22 protein-coding genes, 2 rRNA genes and 1 pseudogene are annotated in these 23003 nt (G+C 68.0%); 12 read left to right on the top strand and 13 right to left on the bottom strand.

Annotated features, from left to right (window positions below; genetic code table 11):
- Positions 1–86: 86 nt before the first annotated feature.
- Complete coding sequence (locus BM388_RS09740) at positions 87–1352, top strand: M20/M25/M40 family metallo-hydrolase (RefSeq protein WP_089849571.1); 1266 nt, start codon at positions 87–89, stop codon at positions 1350–1352.
- 57 nt (positions 1353–1409) lie between these two features.
- On the opposite strand, the gene BM388_RS17580 is transcribed toward BM388_RS09740, so the two are convergent.
- The 3 genes from BM388_RS17580 to BM388_RS09725 form a co-directional block, all read right to left on the bottom strand.
- Positions 1410–2066: a cell division protein ZipA C-terminal FtsZ-binding domain-containing protein gene (locus BM388_RS17580; RefSeq protein ID WP_139233921.1), complete on the bottom strand. Its 657-nt coding sequence runs from the start codon at positions 2064–2066 to the stop codon at positions 1410–1412.
- 190 nt (positions 2067–2256) lie between these two features.
- Complete coding sequence (locus BM388_RS09730) at positions 2257–3162, bottom strand: ribose-phosphate diphosphokinase (protein WP_089849567.1); 906 nt, start codon at positions 3160–3162, stop codon at positions 2257–2259.
- Positions 3162–4745 carry a thymidine phosphorylase family protein gene (locus tag BM388_RS09725; protein ID WP_089849565.1) on the bottom strand — a complete coding sequence of 528 codons (1584 nt, stop codon included), beginning with the start codon at positions 4743–4745 and terminating at the stop codon, positions 3162–3164. Before BM388_RS09725 ends, BM388_RS09730 begins: the two co-directional genes overlap by 1 nt.
- Positions 4746–4933: 188 nt before the next feature.
- Here BM388_RS09725 and BM388_RS09720 point away from each other — a divergent pair, with 188 nt between their 5' ends.
- Positions 4934–5395 (top strand): potassium channel family protein, encoded by a 462-nt coding sequence (locus BM388_RS09720; RefSeq protein ID WP_245781517.1) that lies wholly within the window; start codon positions 4934–4936, stop codon positions 5393–5395.
- A gap of 113 nt (positions 5396–5508) precedes the next feature.
- Positions 5509–5970, top strand: coding sequence for a flavodoxin family protein (locus tag BM388_RS09715; RefSeq protein WP_089849560.1), 462 nt, complete (start codon positions 5509–5511; stop codon positions 5968–5970).
- Between the two features lie 267 nt (positions 5971–6237).
- Here BM388_RS09715 and fadA read toward each other — a convergent pair whose 3' ends face one another.
- Together fadA and fadB are read right to left on the bottom strand one after the other, a co-directional pair.
- Positions 6238–7416 (bottom strand): acetyl-CoA C-acyltransferase FadA, encoded by a 1179-nt coding sequence (gene fadA / locus BM388_RS09710; protein ID WP_089849558.1) that lies wholly within the window; start codon positions 7414–7416, stop codon positions 6238–6240.
- Between the two features lie 51 nt (positions 7417–7467).
- Positions 7468–9657: a fatty acid oxidation complex subunit alpha FadB gene (gene fadB / locus BM388_RS09705; RefSeq protein WP_089849556.1), complete on the bottom strand. Its 2190-nt coding sequence runs from the start codon at positions 9655–9657 to the stop codon at positions 7468–7470.
- Between the two features lie 145 nt (positions 9658–9802).
- Here fadB and BM388_RS09700 point away from each other — a divergent pair, with 145 nt between their 5' ends.
- Entirely contained in the window at positions 9803–11014 is a 1212-nt protein-coding gene (locus BM388_RS09700) for a DUF5924 family protein (RefSeq protein WP_425431922.1), read from the top strand.
- A gap of 181 nt (positions 11015–11195) precedes the next feature.
- On the top strand, positions 11196–11639 hold the full coding sequence (gene slyA / locus BM388_RS09695; RefSeq protein WP_089849553.1) for a transcriptional regulator SlyA: 444 nt from the start codon (positions 11196–11198) through the stop codon (positions 11637–11639).
- Positions 11640–11645: 6 nt separating this feature from the next.
- Here slyA and BM388_RS09690 read toward each other — a convergent pair whose 3' ends face one another.
- The gene (locus BM388_RS09690) at positions 11646–12236 is read right to left on the bottom strand and encodes a hypothetical protein (RefSeq protein ID WP_089849551.1); all 591 of its coding nucleotides are present in this window, start codon (positions 12234–12236) and stop codon (positions 11646–11648) included.
- 107 nt (positions 12237–12343) lie between these two features.
- Here BM388_RS09690 and BM388_RS09685 point away from each other — a divergent pair, with 107 nt between their 5' ends.
- Positions 12344–12790 carry a universal stress protein gene (locus BM388_RS09685; protein ID WP_089849549.1) on the top strand — a complete coding sequence of 149 codons (447 nt, stop codon included), beginning with the start codon at positions 12344–12346 and terminating at the stop codon, positions 12788–12790.
- A gap of 124 nt (positions 12791–12914) precedes the next feature.
- On the opposite strand, the gene BM388_RS09680 is transcribed toward BM388_RS09685, so the two are convergent.
- Entirely contained in the window at positions 12915–14852 is a 1938-nt protein-coding gene (locus tag BM388_RS09680) for an ATP-binding cassette domain-containing protein (protein WP_089849547.1), read from the bottom strand.
- Between the two features lie 115 nt (positions 14853–14967).
- Here BM388_RS09680 and BM388_RS09675 point away from each other — a divergent pair, with 115 nt between their 5' ends.
- Both BM388_RS09675 and BM388_RS09670 read left to right on the top strand, forming a co-directional pair.
- Positions 14968–15855, top strand: coding sequence for a TatD family hydrolase (locus tag BM388_RS09675; RefSeq protein ID WP_245781515.1), 888 nt, complete (start codon positions 14968–14970; stop codon positions 15853–15855).
- A 1-nt stretch (position 15856) separates the two neighbouring features.
- Entirely contained in the window at positions 15857–16411 is a 555-nt protein-coding gene (locus tag BM388_RS09670) for a hypothetical protein (protein ID WP_089849543.1), read from the top strand.
- A gap of 36 nt (positions 16412–16447) precedes the next feature.
- On the opposite strand, the gene BM388_RS09665 is transcribed toward BM388_RS09670, so the two are convergent.
- Complete coding sequence (locus BM388_RS09665; RefSeq protein WP_089849541.1) at positions 16448–17032, bottom strand: elongation factor P hydroxylase; 585 nt, start codon at positions 17030–17032, stop codon at positions 16448–16450.
- A 202-nt stretch (positions 17033–17234) separates the two neighbouring features.
- Between BM388_RS09665 and BM388_RS09660 the strand changes: the two genes are divergently transcribed.
- The 3 genes from BM388_RS09660 to BM388_RS09650 all read left to right on the top strand — a co-directional run bounded on the left by BM388_RS09660 (position 17235) and on the right by BM388_RS09650 (position 20488).
- A complete protein-coding gene (locus BM388_RS09660; protein WP_089849674.1) occupies positions 17235–18626 on the top strand; it encodes an MATE family efflux transporter in 1392 nt (463 codons plus the stop codon).
- On the top strand, positions 18598–19674 hold the full coding sequence (locus tag BM388_RS09655) for a DUF3080 family protein (protein ID WP_089849539.1): 1077 nt from the start codon (positions 18598–18600) through the stop codon (positions 19672–19674). Before BM388_RS09660 ends, BM388_RS09655 begins: the two co-directional genes overlap by 29 nt.
- Before the next feature lie 97 nt (positions 19675–19771).
- On the top strand, positions 19772–20488 hold the full coding sequence (locus tag BM388_RS09650; RefSeq protein WP_089849537.1) for a hypothetical protein: 717 nt from the start codon (positions 19772–19774) through the stop codon (positions 20486–20488).
- 15 nt (positions 20489–20503) lie between these two features.
- Here BM388_RS09650 and tusA read toward each other — a convergent pair whose 3' ends face one another.
- Positions 20504–20755, bottom strand: coding sequence for a sulfurtransferase TusA (gene tusA / locus BM388_RS09645; protein ID WP_089849535.1), 252 nt, complete (start codon positions 20753–20755; stop codon positions 20504–20506).
- 42 nt (positions 20756–20797) lie between these two features.
- On the opposite strand from tusA, the gene BM388_RS09640 reads away from it, so the two are divergent.
- The gene (locus tag BM388_RS09640; protein WP_089849533.1) at positions 20798–21088 is read left to right on the top strand and encodes an antibiotic biosynthesis monooxygenase family protein; all 291 of its coding nucleotides are present in this window, start codon (positions 20798–20800) and stop codon (positions 21086–21088) included.
- Positions 21089–21124: 36 nt separating this feature from the next.
- On the opposite strand, the gene rlmM is transcribed toward BM388_RS09640, so the two are convergent.
- The 4 genes and pseudogenes from rlmM to BM388_RS09620 all read right to left on the bottom strand — a co-directional run.
- Positions 21125–22192 carry a 23S rRNA (cytidine(2498)-2'-O)-methyltransferase RlmM gene (gene rlmM, locus BM388_RS09635; protein WP_089849531.1) on the bottom strand — a complete coding sequence of 356 codons (1068 nt, stop codon included), beginning with the start codon at positions 22190–22192 and terminating at the stop codon, positions 21125–21127.
- A pseudogene (locus BM388_RS09630) lies at positions 22176–22619 on the bottom strand (DUF2721 domain-containing protein). The gene rlmM and the pseudogene BM388_RS09630 overlap by 17 nt, the downstream one beginning before the upstream one ends.
- 109 nt (positions 22620–22728) lie before the next feature.
- A 5S ribosomal RNA gene (rrf, locus tag BM388_RS09625) occupies positions 22729–22844 on the bottom strand.
- An 83-nt stretch (positions 22845–22927) separates the two neighbouring features.
- A 23S ribosomal RNA gene (locus BM388_RS09620) occupies positions 22928–23003 on the bottom strand; the annotation flags it as partial.

Genomic DNA, 23003 nt, shown 5'->3' with positions numbered 1-23003 from the left:
CCCTTGGGGCGAGGCCGCATCCTGTGGATCAAAGGCTCACCGCCATCACCTCCTCCCTTACCCGAGCCATCGAGAGAGAAGCCCCCATGAGCGATCCCCAAGCCCCCTGGACCCAGGCCATGCCCGAGGCGCAGTTCGACCTGATGCGGCGCATCCTCGCCGCCCCGAGCCCCGTGGGGCTCGAAGGCGCGATGACCTACGGCGTGCTGCAGCCCCACTTCGAGGCCGTCACCCCCGCCCACTGGCGGCTGCAGCAGTTCAAGGGCCATGCGGGCGTGGTGCTCGATACCCACCCGGGTCGCGACGACCTGTTCAAGGTGATGATCATCGGCCATGCCGACAAGATCCGCATGCAGGTGCGCTCGATCGGCGATGACGGCAAGATCTGGATCAACACCGACTCCTTCCTGCCGGGCGTGCTGATCGGCCACGAAGTCACGCTGTTCAGCGAAGACCCCAAGGCGCCCGGTCACTATCGGCGCATCGAGGGCGGCACCGTGGAGGCGCTGGGCGCCATTCACTTCTCCGACCCGGCACAGCGCTCCGGCGAGAAGGGCATCAAGAAGGAGCAGATCTACCTCGACCTGCAGATCCACGGCGAGAACAAGAAGCAGCAGGTGGAGAACCTGGGCGTGCGTCCCGGCGATTCCGTCCTGCTGAACCGGCCCATCCGCGAAGGCTTCAGCCCGGACACCTTCTACGGCGCCTACCTGGACAACGGCTTGGGCTGCTTCGCCACCGCCGAGGTGGCGCGGCTGATCGCCGAGGCGGGCGGCACCGAAAAGGTGCGCGTGCTGTTCGCCATCGCCAGCTACGAGGAGATAGGCCGCTTTGGCAGCCGAGTGCTGGCCGGTGAGCTACGCCCCGACGCCATCATCGCCGTGGACGTGAACCACGACTACGTGGCCGCCCCGGGCATCGGCGATCGACGCATGCAGCCGTTGGAAATGGGCAAGGGCTTCACCATGTCGGTGGGCGCCATCGCCAGCGAACAGCTCAACCGGATCGTCGAGACCACCGCCCGGGAGCGGGGTATCCCCATGCAGCGTGACATCGTGGGTCCCGACACCGGCACCGATGGCATGGCCGGCGTGCTCGCCGCGGTGGACTGCGTGTCCACCTCGATCGGCTTTCCGATTCGCAACATGCACACCATCTCCGAGACCGGCTACACCAAGGACGTGCTGGCGGCGATCCACGCCATCACCCATACCGTCCAGGCCCTGGACGCCCTCCCGGATCCACACCGGGAGTTTCTCGACCACCATCCGCGCCTGGATCAGGCGGGGCCGCTGGGGCACCAGGGGGCCGCCAAGCCCGAGGCAAACAAGGAGGGTGATGAGCCGAGCTAGTCTGGCGAGCCGCGCCGGGACCTCGAGAAGATCCCGGCGCGGCCGCGGTGTCGATGACTAGGGCCTGGCACCGCGCAGCTGCTCGAACTCTTCGTCGCTGACCTCGCGGCGCTCGGCGTCGAGAATCTTGCCGCCGATCGCCGCGATGGCGCGGGTGAAGTCGATCAGCGCGTCGGGACTGTGGGCGACGCGGCGCCGGTTGCGGAAATGCACCAGGATGGAGAGGCCGTCGACCACCGGTTGCTCGCCCTCTTCGTGCAAGGGCGGCAGCGCGCCGGGTGGCGTACTGTTGGCAATCATCATGCGATAGCCGGTGCGCGGCGGATGAATGTTGTAGACCCGCTGTCGGACGTCAAAGACCGCCCCGGCCTCTTCCAGCTTGCGGCGGATGCGGCGATTGGTATCGAGCCCGGGCCAGTCGAGGACCACGAACAGGCATTGCCGGACCTCGCCATCCGTGGCGACACGAAAACGCTGCGCCACCTGCTCGGGCTCCGGTGCCGCCGATTGGCTCGCGGCCGGTATGGACGACGCGGGAGGATCGACCGGGGACGGACTCTCCGGCGGCGCCTCGGGGACGGGCTCCGCAAAATCCCTCTCGACCGGCGCCTCAGGGCGGCGGTCGCGGCGCCAACGCCAGAGCACGGCTACAGCCGCGAGCCCCATGGTCAAAGCCACGCCGGCCAGCAGCACCGCTCCGTTCGTCATCTCCATCGCGCGTCGCCTTTTGTATCGCACCATTATCGATATCTTTAAACAAGAACATGACGATAAAATGCGCACAAGGCGCTTAGAGCGATAACATGAGGCAAAAGCTCTCGCTATTCCACGCTTTGACTACCCCTCTCGCCAGATGCTTCCCCGTCGAGCGCGCCTGTCGGCTCTCCAGCACAGGGTCCACGGGCTATTGCGCGGCCGCGAGCACCCGCTCGAGGGCCGCCGCCAGCAGCGGCGCCAGGGCGATGGCGTTGCTCGGGTGCGCGATAGCGTCGGTACTCCATACCTCCCCCACCCCGGCGGCCTCGATCACCGCCAGGGCATCGTCGGCGAACAGCGCATGGGTGACGGCCACGTCCACCGAGGCGGCTCCGACGGCGAGCAGCGCCTCGGCGGCGCGGGCCAGGGTGTGGCCGGAGCTCGCCACGTCGTCCATCAGCACCACGTGACGGTCGGCCACGTCGATCTCGGGCAGCGTGATTGCCACGTTACGGTCTCCGTTGCGGGTCTTGTGGCAGACGCCGACCTCGAACCCGGTGATCCCGGCGGCCTGGCGCACCCACTGCAGCGCCTCCTCATCGGGCCCCAGCAGCAGGGGGTTCTCGCGTTTCTCGGCGATCAGCTCGGCGAGTCGCGGGGCGCCGGAGAGCGCGATGGCGTGTTCGAGGGGAATCGCCTGATCGAGGCGCTCGATGCGGTGCAGGTGGGGATCGACGGTGATCACCGCGTCGAACAGCTCGGCGAGGAAGTGTCCAATCAGTGGCTGGCTGACCACCTCTCCGGGGTGAAAGGCGATGTCCTGGCGCATGTAGGCGAGATAGGGCGCCACCAGCACCAGTCGGCGCACGCCCCTGGCCCGGGCGTGGCGGGCGATCAGCAGCAGTTCGACGAGCTTGTCGTTGGGCCGGTCGAGGCTGCGATAGACCACCAGGGTCTCGGGGAAGGCCGCAGCATCGTGCAGGGGCAGCGTCAGGCGCAGCTCCTCGTCGGGGAAGCGGTGGCGCTCGATGGCGGCGGTGGACAACTCCGCGGCCTCGGCCAGGCGGCGGGCGGCGGCGGCCTCGTCGTCGCAGTAGAGCAGAACGGGGGTCATCAGCCCTCCACGTTGAGTCGGTTGATCTGGTCGGGCCGGCCGATGGCGAAGCCGCTATCGCGCTCGCTGGCCTGGCGGGAGAAGGTCAGCTCGTTGGGGTAGGCGGCGTAGACGCGATACAGCGGCTGACCGGCCTGGACCGCATCGCCGATGCGCGCCAGCACGTCGACTCCGGCACCGATCGCCCGCGGCGCTCCGGCGAGCCGGGCGATGCGCGCCAGCTGCAGGTTGTCGATGGCGGTGACCACGCCGCCGGAGCGAGCGGTCACTTCCACGCAGTGCGGCGCCAGCGGAGGATGATCGGGATCGAAGGGCTTGGCGCCCTGGGCCGCGATGATCGCCTGCATCTTCTCGAAGGCCCGGCCGGCGTCGAGGATCTCCCGCGCCAGGCCGAAGCCATCACCGCCGCGCACGTCCGGATCGAACTCCAGCATTCGCCCGGCCAGGCGCAGGGCCTTCAGGCGCAGGTCCATGGGCGCCTCGGGGTGGTTGGTGAGCACTCGCATCACGTCCCGGGCCTCCAGCACGGGACCAATGCCCCGCCCTACCGGCTGGCTGCCGTCGGTGATCACCACGTCGAGTGTCAGGCCCATGCGCCCGGCCACGAACTCGAAGAGCCGGCGTAGCCGGCGCGCCTCGGGCATCGAGCGCACCTTGGCGTGGGGGCCGATGGGGATGTCGAGCAGCAGGTGGGTGGAGCCGGCGGCAACCTTCTTGGAGAGGATCGAGGCGACCATCTGCCCCGGCGAGTCGATGGAGAGCGGACGCTCCACCGAGATCAGCACGTCGTCGGCCGGCGAAAGCTGACTGGTGCCGCCCCAGGCGAGGCACCCCCGGTGAGTACGCACTAGCTGACCCAGTTCCTCGAAGGGCAGGTCGACGTTGGCAAGCACCTCCATGGTGTCGGCGGTGCCCGAGGGCGAAGTGATGGCGCGGGAGGAGGTCTTGGGGCAGAGCAGGCCATGGGCGGCGACGATCGGCACCACCAGCATCGAGGTGCGGTTGCCGGGGATGCCGCCGATGCAGTGCTTGTCGACCACCGGATGCTCGTGCCAGTCGAGCCGGCGCCCCACCCGGCTCATGGCATCGCTCAGGAAGAACACCTCCTCGCGGTCGAGCTCGTTGCGATCACAAGCCACCACGAAGGCGGTCAGCTCGATCTTCGAATAGCGCCGCTCGGCGATGTCCCGAACGATCTGTCCAAAGTCATCGCGGGACAGGCGCTCGCCGGCGATCTTGCGATGCAGGGCGGGAATCGAGGGCGGCGGCTCGGCCTGCAGGATGCTCACCGGATGGCCCTCGGCCACTCCTAGCGTGGCGAAGGCGTCCTCGGATAACCCCAGCTCCCCGCAGGAGACGATCGAGGCATCATCTACCACGTTGAGCGAGGCGAGGATGCGCTGGCCGTTGGCCCGCACCTCCACCTTGGCCAGCGCCTGGAAGCCTTCGGCCCGATAGCGGTCGCACTCCCGGTGCATGTAGGCCACGTTCTCCCGGTAGGTATCGATGCCGACGCGGGTCAGCTTGAGTGGCGAGAGGTGATCCTGAGCGGACGCCGCCTCAGCGGCGGGGGATCGGGTCATCGTGTAGTCCTTGCGGGGTGCCTGGTTGGCGCCGCGCCGGGGGAGCGCGGGCAGGTCACCCGATGAGAAATGGCTTCAGCCTAGCAGCGTCCCGGGGCAGCGTCATTTCAGGGGCCTCGCCAGGCCCGTGACGGCGGGGGCGGGATCGCGCTAGGCTTGCCGTTTATTCGACCCGAGGAATGCCCACCGTGCTCGCTGCCTCGCTCTACAACGGTCATCTCTGGGCGGTGGCGATCACCCTGGTCACCGTGCTGATCTGCATCCTGATGCACTACGAGGTGTCGCTGCGCCTCTGGCAGCGCCTGGAGCGGTCGCGCCACTCCCTGCGCGTGCGCTTCTTGATGCTGAGCTTCGTGCTGTTCGGCACCCATGTTGCCCAGATCTGGCTCTTCGCCTTCGCCCTCGCGCTGCTCGGCGCGCACCCCCTGACCGGCGAACTGGTCGGCATGGCAAGCCTCGATTTCTTTGACTACGTCTACTTCTCGGCGATCACCTACACCACCCTGGGCTACGGTGACCTGGTGCCGACGGGACCGATCCGGTTCATCACCGGCACCGAGGCGCTGATCGGCCTGATGCTGATCACCTGGTCGGCCTCGATCACCTTCCTCGAGATGCAGCGCCACTGGTCCGCCCGCCGCGAGCGCTGACGGAGCCTGAGCAGAAAGGGAGGATGACGAGGGCGACGCGGCCTTGGCCCCCCTGTCGGCGAGCCCGCCCCATGGCATGATGGCAGGCGACACTCATCCCTCGGGAGATCGCCATGCCTCGCCTGCTGATCGTGGCCCATGCGCCCTCACCCAATACCCGCCGACTGCGCGAGGCCGCCGAGCGCGGCGCCCGCCACCCGGACATCGAGGACGTGGAGGTGGTGGTCATGCCGCCGCTGGAAACAGGCCCCGAGGACGTGCGGGCCTGCGATGCCATCCTGCTCGGCACCACCGAGAACCTCGGCACCATGAGCGGCGCCCTCAAGGACTTCTTCGATCGCAGCTACTACCCGGTGCTGGAAGAGCAGCAGGGGCTGCCCTGCGCACTCTATGTGCGCGCCGGCCACGACGGCACCGGCACTCGGCGCGCTGTGGAGAGCATCGTCACCGGGCTGCGCTGGAAGTGGGTGCAGGCGCCGCTGATCCTGCGCGGCGAGTGGCAGGAGGGCTTCGCCAATCAGGTAGAGGAGCTGGCCATGGCGCTGGCCGCGGGGCTCGACGCCGGCATCCTGTAACGCCGTTCGAGATACAGCATGATGTTTCGCCCTCGACGCACCAGGAACATTCCCCTCCCCTTGGACGCGTCATGCTAAACCTCAAGAGTGTCCCGGCAGCTTCCCGAAGCAGAAACCCGGTTTATTGAGTATTACCTCAATAAGGCAGTTAGCCGCGAAGGGCCATAACGCACCGTCGCGACTTACCTTCACAACGCACAACGGCACCCCTGAGGGTGCCGTTGTGCGTTCGACGTCGTGGCCTGGCCGCGAACCCGGTGGTTGCGGCTATTTCAGCCGCTCGAACACCGTGGCCACACCCTGCCCCATGCCGATGCACATGGTGGCCAGGCCCAGGGTGGTGTCACGCTCCTGCATCACGTTGAGCAGGGTGGTGCTGATGCGTGCACCCGAGCAGCCCAGCGGGTGGCCCAGCGCGATGGCGCCACCGTGGAGATTGACCTTCTCGTCCATGGCATCGCGCAGTCCCAGGTCCTTGAGCACCGGCAGTGCCTGGGCGGCGAAGGCCTCGTTGAGCTCCACGGTCTGGATGTCGTCGACGGTCAGGCCGGCGGCCTTCAGAGCCTTCTTCGAGGCCGGCACCGGCCCGTAGCCCATGATCGAGGCATCGCAGCCGGCGACACCGGTAGAGAGGATGCGGGCGATGGGCGTAAGCCCCAGGGCCTGAGCCCGCTCGCCGCTCATCACCATCATGCCGGCGGCGCCCACGGAGAGCGCCGAGGAGGTGCCGGCGGTGACCGTGCCAGCGCGCGGGTCGAAGGCCGGCTTGAGCTCAGCCATCTTCGCCAGGCTGGCATCGCCGCGGATCACCTCGTCGCGATCCACGCGGACGCGGAAGCCGCGCGCGTCGTGGCCCTCGATGCCGACGATCTCACGATCGAAGCCGCCGTTCTCCATGGCCGCCTGGGCCCGCTGATGGGAGCGCACGCCGAAGGCATCCTGATCCTCGCGGGAGATACCGTGCATCTTGCCCAGCAGCTCGGCGGTCAGGCCCATCATCATGGCCGCCTTGGCCACGTGCTTACTGGCCGCCGGATTGACGTCGACGCCATGGGTCATGCCGACGTGCTCCATGTGCTCGACGCCGCCGATGAGGTAGACATCGCCCATGCCGGCGCGGATGTTGGCGGTGGCGATGTGCAGCGCGCTCATGGAGGAGCCACACAGGCGGTTGACCGTCTGGGCCGGCACGCTTCGCGGGATGCCGGTGAGGATCGCCGCGTTGCGGGCGATGTTCATGCCCTGCTCCAGGGTCTGGTTGACGCAGCCCCAGATCACGTCGTCGACCTCGGCCGGGTCGAGCCCCGGGTTGCGGTCGAACAGCGCCTGCATCACCGCAGCGGAAAGGTTCTCGGCCCGTACGTGGCGAAAGGCCCCCTGCTTGGCCTTGGCCATGGCGGAACGGGCACAGTCGACCACCACCACGTCTCTCGGATTCACGCTCATCGATTACTCCTTGGAATTCTGTCCGACACTTGCCGATCGTGGGTCGTGGCCTCAGGCCGGGGACGGGGCGGGATAGAAACGCTCGCCGGCGCTGGCCATCTCGCGCAGCCGTTCGGTGGGCGCATAGAGCGGCCCCAGCTCTTCTGCCAGGCGGTCGGCCTGATCGACGAAGGCATCGAGGCCCATGGCGTCGATGTAGCGCAGCGCGCCGCCGCGAAACGGCGGAAAGCCGATGCCGTAGATCAGCGCCATGTCGGCCTCGGCCGGGCTTGCCACGATGTCATCCTCGAGGCAGCGCACGGCCTCCAGGCACAGCGGCACCATCATCCGGGCGATGATCTCCTCGTCGGAGAACTCGCGGTGTGACGTCGCCACGCCCTTGACCAGTTCGATGGCCGCGTCGTCGACGACCTTCTTCGGCTTGCCCTTCCGGTCTTCCTCGTAGGCGTAGAAGCCCCGGTCGTTCTTCTGACCCAGGCGATCGTTGTCGACCATGACCTGGATGGCGCTCCGGTCGCCGTCGCCGCCCATGCCGGCCATGCGCTCCGGGAAGCCCTCGGCCATCACCTCACCGGCGTGCACCGCGGTATCCATGCCCACCACGTCGAGCAGATAGGCGGGGCCCATCGGCCAGCCGAAACGCTCCATCACCTTGTCGATGTGCCGGAAGTCGGCGCCCTGCGCCACCAGCTGGCTGAAGCCGCCGAAGTAAGGGAAGAGCACCCGGTTGACCAGAAAGCCCGGGCAGTCGTTGACCACGATGGGGGTCTTGCCCATGGCGCGGGCGTAGGCCACGGTCGCCGCCACGGCGGCATCCGAGGTCTTCTCCCCGCGGATGACCTCGACCAGCGGCATGCGGTGCACCGGGTTGAAGAAGTGCATGCCACAGAAGTTCTCGGGGCGCTTGAGGTTCTCGGCCAGGCGCGTGATCGAGATGGTCGAGGTGTTGGAGGTGAGCACGGTGTGCTCGCCGACCTGCCCTTCCACCTCGGTCAGCACGGCGTCCTTTACCTTGGGGTTCTCGACCACCGCCTCGACCACCAGGTCGACGTGATCGAAGTCGCCGTAGGAGAGCGTCGGGCGGATGTTGGTCAGCTTCTCGGCCATCTGGGCGCTGGTCAGCTTCTTGCGTTCGACCTGCTTGGCGAACAGCTTGCGCGCCTCCTTGAGGCCGAGTTCGATGGCCTCGTCCTTGATGTCCTTCATCAGGATCGGCGTGCCCTTCGAGGCGCTCTGGTAGGCGATGCCGCCGCCCATGATGCCGGCCCCCAGCACCGCGGCCTGGGCGATCGGGCGGGCCTCGCGCTCATAGCGACTGCCCTTCTTCTTGACCACCTGGTCGTTCAGGAAGAGCCCGACCAGGTTGAAGGCCACGTCGGAGAGCGCCAGCTTGGCGAAGGCCTTGCCCTCGATGGCCTGGGCCCGCTCACGGGTCTCGCCGGCGCCCTTCTGGATGACCTTGATGGCCTCTACCGGCGCCGGGTAGTGCGGGCCCGCCTTGCCGGCCACGTAGCCCTTGGCGGTCTCGAAGGCCATCATCTGCTCGATGGGGCCGAGGTTCAGCGGGGCCTGCTTCTGCGCCCGGCGCCCGCGATAGTCGAGTTCGCCGTCGTGGGCGCGGGCCAGGATGTCCAGCGCCGCCGAATCGAGCTCCGCCTGGGGCACCACCGCATCCACGGCACCCATCGAGAGGGCCGCCTCGGCGCGGTTCTCCTTGCCACCGGCGATCCACTCCACGGCGTTGTCGGCGCCTATCAGCCGCGGCAGGCGCACGCAGCCACCCCAGCCCGGCAGGATGCCGAGTTGGGTCTCGGGCAGGCCAATCTTCGCCGACTCGGCCATGACGCGAAAATCGGTGGTCAGGGTCAGCTCGCAGCCGCCGCCCAGCGCCAGGCCGTTGATCGCGGTGACGGTGGGAAACGGCAGGTCCTCGATGGCATTGAAGATGCCGTGCACGCGCTCGAGCATGGCCTTGAGCGATTCGTCGCCCTGCTCGAACATGCCGTGAAACTCGGTGATGTCGGCACCGACGATGAAGACCTCCTTGGCGCTGCCGATCACCAGCCCCGTGAGGCCCTGCTCGGCACGGATCGCCTCGACGGCGTGGCCGAGCTCCTCGATCACGGCGCTGGAGAGCTTGTTGATGGACTCGCCCTTCAGATCGAGAGTGAGCCTGGCGATGTCATCGCCGCCATCCTCGGGACCACGCGCCACCGTGATGGCATTGCCTTGATAGATCATCCACGAATCTCCCTACAGGAATTCATACGGCCGTTTGATTTTCGACAGCTTGGGACAGTCCCGCGTCCACGTCAAGCCCGTTCCTCCAGCATGGCAGGTAGAGAGCGGCTCACCCGGCAAGAGGCCATACTGGTAAGATGCGGCCATGACGCGAGCGCCCCACACCGATCTCCCCTCTCTATCGACAGAGCCGCACTCCGCCGAGCCACCTGCCGACGGGCCACCGTCGCGGCTGGCGGTCTGGCAGGCGCACCTAGAGCGCCTGATGGAATGCCTGAGGCCCTGGCGCTGGCTGTGGCCACCGATGGCCCTGGCGGCGGGCCTGGCCAGCTTCTTCCTGGTGGAGCGCCAGCAGTGGCTGGGAGCCATGCTGGCGCTGGGCATGCTGATGGCCTGGATCCTGCTGCTCTCCGAGAGCCTGATCGGCCGCCTGCTGGAGCGCCGCGGCTACCCGGCGCTGCCCCGCGGGGTAACCGCCTTCATCGCCCAGCTGATCCACCAGGAGACCCTGTTCTTCGTCCTGCCGTTCCTGCTGGCCACCACGGTATGGCACAGCGGCCAGGCGCTTTTCACCCTGCTGCTCCTGGCCATGGCGCTGCTGTCGATCCTCGACCCGCTCTACTACCGAATGGCCGAGCGTCATCGCTGGCTCTACTTCGCCTTCCACGCCCAGTGCGTGTTCGTGGTGGTGCTGGTCACCCTGCCGACCCTGCTGCAGCTGACCACCGGCCAGAGCCTGGTGCTGGCCACCGTTGCCATGCTGCTGTTCAGCCTGCCGAGCCTTATGCAGCTGCTGCGCCCGCTGAGCACGCCCCGCGTGCTGGCGATGCTGGCCCTGCTGCCGCTGCTGGCGGGCGCCGCCTGGGCCGGTCGGGCCTGGGTGCCACCCGCCAGCCTGTGGATCTCGGGCAGCGCGCTCTCTCCGGCCTTCGCGCGCCAGGCACGCCATCCGCTGGGCAGCACGCCGCTGCCCCCGGCGGCCCTGACCGGCCAGGGGCTCTATGCCTACACGGCGATCCATGCGCCCCGCGGCCTGAACGAGGAGATCGTGCACGTCTGGCGGCACGACGGCGTGGAGGTCGACCGCATACCGCTGGCGATCCGGGGCGGGCGAGCGGCGGGCTACCGGGCCTGGAGCCACAAGCAGAACTTCCCCGAGGATCCGAGCGGTGACTGGCGCATCGACGTGATGACCGACAGCGATCAGCGCATCGGGGTGCTGCGCTTCACCGTCAGCGACGACAGGGAAGCGGCCACCCTGGCCGACGGCACGATCCAGGCACCCTCCGGCATGCCCGGCCTGGACATCCGCGGGCTGCTGCCGCAGCCCGCGTCGGCCCGCGACGGCGACCGTTGACGGGAGAATGATCACCACAGGGAGCGTTGATGAAGGGAGGGTCGGCAAAGGGCGATATACGCAGGGCGCACAGTAGAGGGGCACGCGATGCGGGGTGTCGCCGGTGAAATGGTAAGCCTGCTTGCATTTCACGCCAGTGGTTCCGACAATCCCGTCAGACTTCCCGCGGATGCACAGACCCATGCCCCAGAACATCGGCTTCCAGCTGTCTCGCGTGCCGCGCCTGTGGCGCGCCGTCCTCGACCGCCGTCTGGCCCCCCTGGGCTTGACCCAGACGCGCTGGATCACCCTCTATCACCTGTGGCGCCTCGGCGACGGCCAGCCCCAGTGCGACCTGGCCCGAGCCATCGGCGTCGAGGCGCCGTCGCTGGTGCGCACCCTCGACCAGCTCTCCGAGCAGGGGCTGATCGAGAGGCGCGGCTGCGACCAGGATCGGCGCACCAAACGCATCTTCCTGACCGACGAGGCCACGCCGCTGCTCCAGCAGATCGATGCGGTGGTCGATCAGGCCCGCGCCGAGATGCTGGCCGGCCTCGATGCCGAGGACGTGGCGCACCTGACGAGCCTGCTGTCACGCATCGAGGATAACGGCCTGGCGATCCAGGCCCGCGAAGCCCAGGAGTGAGCGGCCTCAGCGCGGCATCGAGGGCGTATCCGCCTGGCCGCTTGGCCGGTTGCCGCCCGGCCGATCGCGGCCCGGCCGATCGCGGCCCGGCCGATCGCGGCCCGGCCGATCGGGGCGCCCAGAGAGGGCATCGCGCAGCGCCGTGAGCCTTGCCAGCAGCGGCGACAGGGCCTCGATCGCCACTGTCTCCTCCCACCACAGGGTCAGGGCAAGGCTGCCGGACTCCAGCACCAGCGCGTCCCCGGGCAGCCCCGCCAGGGCGTCCTCGAGTCGTGCCAGGGCCTCGACCGGCAGCGGGCGCAGCGGCTCGACGCGCCAGCGCCAGCCCTCCCGGAAGGGCTTCAGCGAGGCGCTGGCCGCCTCGTCGCGCACCAGCACGAAATCCGGCCCTGGGTGCCGCTGGGAATAGGCCCAGCGGTAGGCCGCCATGGTCCCGCGCACCCCGTGAAGGGGCGGCGACTCGAACCTGACCGTCACGTCCGCCTGGCGAGCCGCCGTGCGCAGCCTGCCCATGCGCCGCTGAGCGGGCGAGGGCTTGAGCCACATCACCGGAGCAAAGACCAGTCCGACGATGGCGATGATGAGTAACCAGACCATGGCGGTCTCCTCGCTGAATATTGACGCAAGTCGTTGTCTTGTCTTACAAGGCGTCCTAGAGTTGAAGCACCATCAGACACGCTGGACGCGGTACGGAGAGTCACACCATGAGCAATGAATATCGTCATGTCCTGGTCGCCGTCGACCTGACCAAGGACTCCCACAAGGTCCTCGAGCGCGCGATGCAGATCGCCGATCGCAACGAGGCCAAGCTGTCCATCATGCACACCCTGGAGCCGCTGGGCTTCGCCTACGGCGGCGACATCCCCATGGATCTCACCAGCATCCAGGACCAGCTCGACGAGCATGCCAAGCAGCGTCTCGCCGAGATCGCCGACGGCCACGTCGACCGCGAGAATCAGCACGTGGTGGTCGGCATGCCGGACACCGAGATCCACCGCTTCGCCGAGGAGCAGGACGTCGATCTGATCGTGGTCGGCTCCCACGGCCGGCACGGCTTCGCCCTGCTGCTGGGCTCCACCTCCACCGGCGTCCTGCATGGCGCCCAGTGCGACGTGCTCGCCGTGCGGGTCGGTGCCAAGAGCGAGGAGTAACCCGCCGAGACGACCCCGCGATCCCCCTTCGGAAAGGCGCCCCTCGGGCGCCTTTCTCGCATCTAGGCCCGATTCACCGGGCCGCGGGGAACACCGGCGCTGCCCGCCGGCGCGCCCGCAACCGTCACTCGCCGGCGGCCATCGCCTCCAGCTCCATCCAGCGCTCCATCGCCGCGTCCAGCGCGGCCTGGGTGTCGTGAAGCGACTGCAGGGTCGCGGCGACGGTCTCGGCCTCCTGCTGATAGAAGGACGGCGCTCCCACCTGCTCCTCGAAGGCCGCGACGTCCGTCTCGAGTCGCTCGATCTCGGCGGGCAGGCCATCGAGTTCGCGCTGCAGCTTGTAGGAGAGCTTGACGCGCTTGGGGGCCGTCGGCGACGGGGCCGCCTCGCTCTGCGCCCTGGCTTCACTCTCCTTGCTGGCCGCCTCGGCCGTCGGCTCGACGCCCTGGCGGGCCGCCCCCTCCCAGGGCGCCGGCGGCAGCTTGCCGCCCTGACGCACCCAGTCGGTGTAGCCGCCCACGTACTCCTGCACCCGGCCCTCACCCTCGAAGGCCAGCACGCTGGTCACCACGTTGTCCATGAAGGCCCGGTCGTGGGAGACCAGCAGCAGGGTGCCATCGAAGTCGAGCAGCAGCTCCTCGAGCAGCTCCAGGGTCTCGACGTCCAGGTCGTTGGTCGGCTCGTCGAGCACCAGCACGTTAGCCGGCTGGGTGAACAGCTTGGCCAGCAGCAGGCGGTTGGACTCGCCGCCGGAGAGCGCCTTGACCGGCTGGCGCACGCGATCCGGGGTGAACAGGAAGTCCTGCAGGTAGCTCATCACGTGGCGGTCGCGCCCGCCCACGCTGATGCGATCGCTGCCCTGGGCGACGTTGTCGTAGACGGTCTTCTCCGGCTCCAGGCCGGCGCGCAGCTGGTCGAAATAGGCCACCTGCAGCTTGGTGCCGAGCAGCACCTGACCCTCGCTGGGCTCGAGCTCGCCGAGCAGGATCTTGAGCAGGGTGGTCTTGCCGGCGCCGTTGCGACCGATGAAGCCGAGGCGATCGCCGCGCTGGATCTCCAGGCTGAGGTCGTCGATCACCACCTCGTCACCGAAGCGGTGGGTGACGTGGGAGAGCTCCACCACCCGCTTGCCGCTGCGCGCGCCGCTGTCCACGGAGAGCGCGGCCTTGCCCTGGCGCTCGCGACGCTCGCTGCGCTCATGACGCAGCTGCTGCAGCGCCCGCACCCGGCCCTCGTTGCGGGTCCGCCGCGCCTTGATGCCCTGGCGGATCCACGCCTCCTCGCGGGCGAGCTTCTTGTCGAACTCGGCGTTCTCCCGGGCCTCGATCTCCAGCTCGTGCTGCTTCTGTTCCTGGTAGGCGGCGTAGTCACCCGGGTAGCGGCCCAGGCGCCCGCGATCGAGCTCGAGGATCGCCGTGGCGAGCTTCGAGAGGAAGGCCCGGTCGTGGGTGATGAACAGCACCGCGCCATTGAAGTCGGCGAGCTGCTCCTCCAGCCAGGCGATGGTGTCCAGGTCCAGGTGGTTGGTGGGCTCATCGAGCAGCAGCAGGTCGGGCTCGGCGACCAGCGCCCGGGCCAGGGCCACGCGGCGGCGCCAGCCGCCGGAGAGATCGGCCATGGCGGCATCTTCGGGAAGTCCCAGCCGGGTCAGCACCACGTCGATGCGCTGATGGAAGGACCAGCCGTCGATGGCCTCGATGCGAGTCTGCAGCTTGGCCATGCGATCCATGTCCGGATCGTCGTCGTGAATCAGGTGATGGTACTCGGAGAGCAGCTCGCCGGCCTCGGGGAGGCCCTGAGCCACCACGTCGAAGATCGTCTGCCCACAGGCATCAGGCAACTCCTGGGCGAGCACGCCGATCTTCAGCCCCGGCGCGCGCCAGATGTGGCCGCTGTCGGCCTGGATCTCCCCCGACACGATCTTCAGCAGGGTCGACTTGCCGGTGCCGTTGCGCCCCACCAGGGCCAGGCGCTCGCCCTTCTCCAGCACCAGGTCGGCGCCGTCGAGCAGTACGTGGGTACCGTAAGCCAGTTGCAGCTGTTCCAGTCGTAGCAGGGTCACGCGTTCACCTCGTCGTTCATCAAGGGCGCTAGTGTAACGCATGGTCGGGCCGACGTGGCCCCACCCCCGCTCTCCCGGGTACAATGCGCGCCCGCTTTCACAGGAGTGTTCCGCCGTGGCCGACGCGACGCCCCCCTTCGACGACGTGCTGCCCGAGGCGCTGAGGCTGTGCTCACCGGCCCCGCTGGTCGACATCGGCGCCAACCTGACCCACGAGAGCTTCGCCCGCGACCTCGAGGCGACGGTCCAGCGTGCCCGGGCCGCCAACGTGACCACGCTGATTCTTACCGGTACCGATCGAGAGCACGCCGAGCAGGCCGTGGCGCTGGCGCGCCGCTACCCGGGGGTCTACGCCACGGCCGGCGTGCATCCCCACGATGCCAGCCAGTGGTCGCCGAGTCTCGCCGCCGCCATGAGCGAGCTCCACCGGGCCCCGGAAGTGGTCGCGGTGGGCGAATGCGGCCTGGATTTCAATCGCAACTTCTCGACCCCCGCCGAGCAGGAGCGCGCCTTCGAGGCCCAGCTCGGCCTGGCGGCCCAGAGTGGCAAGCCGCTGTTCCTCCACGAGCGCGATGCCGGACGGCGCATGCGTGAGATGCTCCACGCCTGGCGTGACGACATCAATGACGCCGTGATCCACTGCTTCACCGCCGATCGTGAGACGCTCTACGGTTACCGGGACCTCGACCTGCACATCGGCCTGACCGGCTGGCTGTGCGACGAGCGCCGCGGTCATCACCTGCGCGAGCTGGTCGGCGAGATTCCCCTGAATCGGCTGATGGTGGAGACCGACTGCCCCTACCTGCTGCCGCGTAATTTACCTGCCAAACTCAAGGGCAGGCGCCACGAGCCGGCCCTGCTGCCCTGGATCGTGCGCGAGATCGCTTACTGGCGGGGCCTGGACGAGGCCGAGCTGGCACGGGCCACCACGGCCACCGCCCGCGCCTTCTTCCGCCTGCCGAAGGGCGCGACGCCCCCCGACACCGAACGAAAGGAATGCTGACATGGCCGGTTCCGGCAATAACGAGACGCCCGGTTTCATCGCCGTGGAGACCGGCGACGACGACGGCCTGCCGCTGGCGATCGCCTGGACGCTCACCGACGGGCGCATCAAGCACACGCTGATCCAGCCCGACGACGACTGGCTCGACAGCGAGATGCACTCGCTGGGCGGCTACAGCATGGAAGAGCTCACCAGCATCGGCGTGAGCCCGCTGGACGTGATCCGCGAGCTGGAGAACGACCACTTCAACCAGACCCTCTACACCGCGGGCGTCGGCGACGACGAGGCGGCCATCTCGCGCCTCTTCGACACCTACGGCCTCGATCCCTTCGTGGAGCTGGCCCCGGCCGAGAGCCTCTATGGCGACCTGGAACCCGGCGACTGGCCGCGCGCCCGCGGCGACCTGTTCGGCGAGTTGGGCCTCGAGCCGCTGCGCCCGGAGCACGAGGTAGAGGTGATGCTGCACCTGCACCAGCGCCTCTCCCCGGACGCCGAGGCCCACGAGGCGATCCCCTTCGATGGCCGGCTGATGGATGGCGACGACGTCGACGACTGACGCGTTGCGCCGGCTTCGCCAGACAGCGCCGACTGCCTACTCGACCGTCTCGAGCCGCCGCGGCCCCGCCGGCGTCTCGGGCTCGAGCAGAGCACGCCCGGCGGCTACGGCGGCCGCCAGGCTCGCGCCCTCGCGGTAGTAGGCCGCCAGCGTACGCCGGAAGGCCGCCGCTCGCCCGGGCAGTCCCTCGTGCAGGTAGCGCTCGGCACGCGCCTCGACCCGCGCCCGGAAGCCCTCGCGATCGACCTGGACCTCGCCCAGGTTGTCGACGCTGACGTTGAAGGGCAGCCCACAGGCCTCGGCGAAGAGCCGCTCCAGCGCCTGGGGCGCCACCTCGACCGATTCGAACTGGCGCTGCTGGTCGGCATCGCGACCGTCGGGCAGGTACCAGTAGCCGTAGTCCTCGAGCTCGCGGCGCCGCGCCCCGGCGATGCACCAGTGGCTGATCTCGTGCAGGGCGCTGGCGAAGAAGCCGCGGGCGAAGATCACCCGATGCCAGGGGCTCTGCGCATCCGCCGGCAGGTAGAGCGGCTCGTCCCCGCCTCGCACCAATCGAGTCCCGAAGGTCGGCTGGAAGAGGCCGTCGAACAGGGCGATGACATCCTCGAGTCGGTGGCTCACGCGGGCTCCCGGGCAGTGGCAAAGGGGGCCATTATAGGCGCCGGAGGCGCGGAGCGAAAATCGCTGCCGCCTGATAGACTGAGCGCCTTTACGGCGCGCGTCGCGGATCGACGGCGCACTCCCCACTGCTGCATGGAGCCTCGCCTTGGTGCCGTTTTCCTCACGCCTGCTGGCCGCCAGCCGCAGGGAGACCCCCGCCCTGATGCGCCTGGCCCTGCCGATCTGCGGCGCCCAGCTGGCCCAGGCCGGCATGAGCGTCGTCGATGTCATGATGACCGGGCGGCTCAGCGCCACGGACCTGGCGGCGGTCTCGGTCGGTGCCAGCCTGTGGATGCCGCTGATGCTGTTCATGACCGGCACCCTGATGGGGCTGACGCCCATCGTCGCCCAGCTGCTCGGCGGCGGGCGCACCGCGGGCATCCGGCCCAGCGTCCACCAGGCGCTATGGGTAGCCCTTGTGCTGGGCATCGTCGCCGCGCTGCTGCTGTGGAGCGTGGTGATGCCGATCTTCCGGCTGATGGCGGTGCCCGAGGAGGTCGCCAGCCGCGCCACGGCCTACCTGGCGGCCCTGGCCTTCGGCATGCCGGGGGTGGCGCTGTTCCAGGCGCTGCGCGCCTTCTCGGACGGCATGAACCACACCCGCCCTTCGCTGTGGATCAGCCTGGTGGGGCTCGCCGTCAACATCCCCTGCAACTTCGTGCTGATCTACGGCGGCGACGGCCTCACCGGCCTGTTCGGCGCCGGGCTGCCCGCCTGGCTGCAGGGTCTGCCCGCCCTCGGCGCGCTGGGCTGCGGCATCGCCACGGCGATCTCCATGTGGGTGATGTGCCTGGCCATGGTCGCTTATACGCGACGCTCCAGGGCCTACGGCGACGTCGACCTCTGGCAGGCGCCCTCCAGGCCGCGCTGGCCGCTGATCGCCGAGCTGCTGCGCGTGGGCATGCCGATCGGGGTGGCGATCTTCGTCGAGGTGACGCTGTTCACGCTGATTGCGCTGTTCGTGGCCAGCCTCGGCGAGATCACCGTGGCAGCCCACCAGATCGCGCTCAACTACACCTCGATACTCTTCATGCTGCCGCTGTCGCTCGGCATGGCGCTGACCGTACGGGTGGGAAATACCCTCGGCCAGGGCCGCCCCGAGCAGGCGCGGCTGGTGGCTTGGAACGGAATATTGGTGGCACTGGGCGTGGCGGGGCTCAATAGCCTGCTGCTGTGGCTCACGGCCGAGCCGGTAATCGCGCTCTACACTCACAACAGCGAGGTGGCGCGCCTGACCCTGTCGCTGGTCGGCCTGGCGATGATCTACCAGGTCTCGGACTCGCTGCAGGTCAATCTGGCCGGGGCCCTGCGCGGCTACAAGGACACCCGGATCATCATGCTGATCACCCTGCTGGCCTACTGGCTGGTGGGGCTGGGGGGCGGCCACTGGCTCGGCCAGGTCGGTCTCGCCGACTGGATCAAGCCGCTGGGCGTACACGGTTACTGGATCGGCCTGGTCGCCGGCCTGACCACTGCCGCGATACTCTTGGGCGAACGACTCAGGCGCATCGGCAAGGCGAGGACCCATGACACGATCGAGACTTCCGGCGATTGAGCGCAGGCGTCGCCGCCCGGGACGTTGCCTGCTGCTGGCCGTGGCGGTGACGCTGCTTGCCGGCTGCGGCGAAGGCGACAGCGAGGCGCTGCTGGGTGACTACCAGCAGCATCTGGCCGACACCCTGGACCTCGAGGCGCCGACCCGAGCCTCCCCGGACAATATCGGCGCCTTTCCCGAACGCGACCAGCGGCTCTTCGAGGTCGCCGAGACCCGCGAAGGGATGCTCGACATCTATGCCCTGCGCGACTGCCATCTCCCCTCCCTGGTGGCGGGACGCAACAATCAGTTGGGACGAGTGGCACCGCCCAGCCAGCGCTGGCTCTACGAGCTCGAACTGTGGCGGCGACTCAGCGAGTGCTGGAACACCGAAGTGCCGGCAACGCTCTCCGACGCCAGCCGCGAACGGCTCTCGCGCCTCACCGACATCAAGACCGAACAGCTGCCGCGGGTGAGCTGGAATGCCCTGTTCGCCTCCGAGGAGTGGGTCAAGAATTTCTCCCGGGCCAGTTCGCCCCTCGCGCCCGAGGCCCTCGACGAGACTCGGCCGCGCAGCGCGGCCCTGGCCTACCTGCGTGAGGCGACCCTGCGTCAGTTCGATCCCGACTGGGCCGCCGACTCTGCCACCCTGGAGAGCCATTTCAAGACGCTGCAGGAGCGCCCGTTCTCCGCCGAGCTGCTGCGCACCCTGCTGCTGGCCGAACAGCGACTGGGTGAGGCCTCGACGCTGATCGAGCAGGCGCTGGCCCGCCCCGATGGGCAGGCCTGCCCCGCTGGGCTCGAGGGGCTGACCCGCTCCCCGGAGGCCGCACGCCTGACCGAGTGGCTGGCGGCCCTGGAGCGCTCGGCCCGCCATTGGCTCGAGGCCATCGACGCCCTGCTCGACGCCCAGGTGGCGCCGCCGCCGGCAGTGGCCGAATATCGCCGCGCCTGGCTGTCGCTGAGCCATCCCGAGGCTCCCCTGCCGGCCTTCATGGAGGCCCGCGATCACCACCAGGCGCTGCTGTCTCGCCTCGCCCGTCGCTGCCAATCCATCGCCGGGACTTAACCTCGGCAATCACTCTGTGCTATTGATGAAGCTACAGTGACGCAGTGCGCTGCTGACCAGGCCGATGCCGCGACCATGCAGCACTTGGAGGGACATCATGGGAATCCCGCAGTCACATCGCAGCGCTCGAGTCATCGACCTCGAGGCCATGCGCCAACGCCAGCTGGCACGCCGCCGGCTGATTCGCCTGTCACCCGAGCTGGATAATCTGGAGATGGTCTATCGCCTCTCCTCGGATGGCGACACCCTCTACGGCATGCCCCTGCTGGCGTGGGGATTACAGGAAGATGGTGAGGTGGTGGGCCTGGTGCCCTGGATGGAGGCCCTGACGCCCTGTCACCGCCTCGATGACGCCGAACACGGCCATTTCGTCGGCTATCGCGACCCCGAGACCGAAGAGCTCTTCGAGCAGGCGCCGGAGCACAAGGTGCTGGAGCTCGAGCATGCCGCGGCCTACTTCGACTATGAGGAGACCGACGAGACCACGCTGATCCAGCAGCTCCCGGAGACGCAGGGGACCCATGCCCTGTGCATGGACGAGGGCGATGCGCCCTGGCAGCTCAAGCAGGTCTTCGGCTGGCGACTCTACAGCGACGGCGCGGTGGAGGCCCTGCTCGCCGATGAACGCCTAGTCAAGACGACGCCGATCCTGCCCGGCGACCCCTGCCTCTATCCCGGCCATAGCCAGCACAGGGTGGTCTACTTCTTCCAGCGTCAGATCGCCAGCCGTATCCGCGAGGAAGATCCCACCACCCTCGAGGCACTGGCCCTGATGGTCATGCCCGGCAGCGACTCGGCCCCCTCGGCCGAATGACGAGCCGGGCGCGTCTCAGCCGAGCCGGATCACATAACGATAATGGCCGTCGTCCTCGTGCTGATAGATAAGCTCGTGACCGAGAAAACTGCAGAACTTGGGAATATCCCGCGTCGTGGCCGGATCGCTGGCCACCACCTCGAGCACCTCTCCGGGGCTCATGTCGCGCACCCGGTTGTGCATCAGCATGATCGGTTCGGGGCAGTAGAGCCCGGTAGTATCGAGCCGTGCGTCAGTGGGCGGCAAGGAATCCGCTGAATCAACCATCGATGACCTCGTTGCAGGACAGGAAAGTAGGAGAGTTACCGGATGATCAAGATCATTATCGAACGTCGTATCATGCCCGGCCTGGAAGAAGAATACGAGGCGGCCGCCCGGGATGCGATTCGCCACTCTCTTGGTGCACCGGGCTTCATCGGGGGCGAGAGCCTCGTCGAGTTTGGCCACAGCGATCGGCGCTTGATGATCACCAAGTGGCGCGACCTGCGCGCCTGGAAGGAGTGGCATCAGAGCGAGACCCGTGCCCGAGTCATGCAGGGCCTGCTGCCGCTGCTGACCGAGGATGAGCGCATCAGGATCTATGCGGCGACCAGCGTCTGATGGCCGCCGCCAGCACCCGAGACGCGATGAGTGCCTTCAATCCCGGAGCCGCACGTGCACCGTCACCTCTTCACGGTCATGGTAGAGGTGGCGGCACGCCACCTGCGCCCGTACTCCGGCCTCGGCAAGGGCCGACTCGAGCCGTGACAAGCAGTCGTTGACCTCCTGCCAGCGCCGCTTCATCGGCAGCTTGAGGTTGAACACCGCCTCCCGGCACCAGCGGCGCACCAGCCAGCGCTGCACCATCGACATGACCCGCGACGGCTGATCGACGATATCGCAGACCAGCCAGTCAAGCTGCCCGGGAGGCGCCCAGACGAAGCCGTCCTCGCGCAGGTGCTCTACCATGCCGGTGGCCATCAGTCCCTTGTCCATGGGGCCATTGTCGATGGCATAGACATGCATGCCACGCTGCACCAGCTGCCAGGTCCAGCCCCCCGGAGCCGCGCCCAGGTCGGCCGCCTGCATGCCCTCGCCCAGCCGCTCTTCCCATTCGTCTCTCGGCACGAACTCGTGCCAGGCCTCTTCCAGCTTGAGCGTGGAGCGGCTGGGGGCTGCATGGGGAAAGCGCAATCGCCGAATGCCACCCAGCAGTTCGCTGCGGTTGCCAGGAAAGCTCATGCCCAGCTGAACGCGATCCCCGTCACTCCACAGCAGGTGCAGTCGACGACCACCCGCCTTGCGCCGCAGCGCGCCACGCTTTTTCAGCATCGATTCCAGCGGACGCTTCAGTGCCTTGATCAGGCCGGCCAGGGCCTTGGCCTCGTTGGTATCCGGAGTCTCCTGCCACAGCGCCTCGAAGCTCCATCCGCTAGCCTTCACCTGCTCGAGGATCGGCGAAAGCCGGTCCTCCCGGGAGAGCGACAGCGGTGGCAGGGCCACCAGGCTCTGGCGCGCGAACACCAGGCCAGAAAGCGGCAGGTCCCGATGCAGCCCGTTGGCCGGCTCGCCACCCTCGGTCAGGAAACGTACGAAGCCCCCATCGGGACGATACTCGGTCGTCCCGGGACGGCCCAGAGCAGAAGCTTTGTCAGTGATCTCGGCGGCCAGGTCCGGCTCGAAACCCGGACGGCAGTAGAGCAGCAGTTCACTCGGCGTGGTCATGGTGTTCCTTGCTCGACAGTGATCGCCGGGAACCGGAGGCCACCAGCGCCTCGATGTCCTGGAGCTGGACATTAAGGGCATTGGTGGATATCTGGATCTCCCAGCAGGAGTAGATCAACGAGACGGAGAGCAGCACCAGGCTAGCCCCGAACAGCACTACCCCCGGCAGGTCGAGAGAGAGAAAGAGCGCAAACATCGAGAGGGTGCAGAACAGGAAGCTCAGCACGCCGGCCAGCTGCATCCGTTTAGTCAGGGAAATACGCCGGCGCAGCAGCACGATCTGCTTGGCATTGCCCTCGTGGTGCTGGGTTCACTCCTCATCGGCCAGCTTGCGGATCAGCTGGGCCAGGGTGAGGAAACGATTGGTATAGGCCAGCAACAACAGCGAGATGGCAGGAAACAGCAGGGCGGGAGTGGTCAGCGTCACGGGTATCTCCGGGATGATGGCTGCGCTCATGGCGACAGGCAACGCTGTCGCGGACTGAACATGAAAAAACCCCGAGCTCTTATGAGCTCGGGGTTTTCTCGGAATAGGTGCCTGACGATGACCTACTCTCGCATGGGGAGTCCCCACACTACCATCGGCGCTGATCGGTTTCACTGCTGAGTTCGGCAAGGGATCAGGTGGTTCCCGTACGCTATGGTCGTCAGGCGAAAAACGGTGAATCATGCTGACGAGATGCGTCTCGCGTATCCGTCGTGTCGGTTGCCATCGGCAGACCGCTTGGGTGTTATATGGTCAAGCCTCACGGGCCATTAGTACCGGTTAGCTCAACGCCTTGCAGCGCTTCCACACCCGGCCTATCAACCA

Source organism: Halomonas saccharevitans, from assembly GCF_900116405.1.
GTDB lineage: Bacteria > Pseudomonadota > Gammaproteobacteria > Pseudomonadales > Halomonadaceae > Halomonas > Halomonas saccharevitans.
Note: the sequence above shows the minus strand (reverse complement) of the source record. Positions and strands in the feature narration are given on the sequence as shown.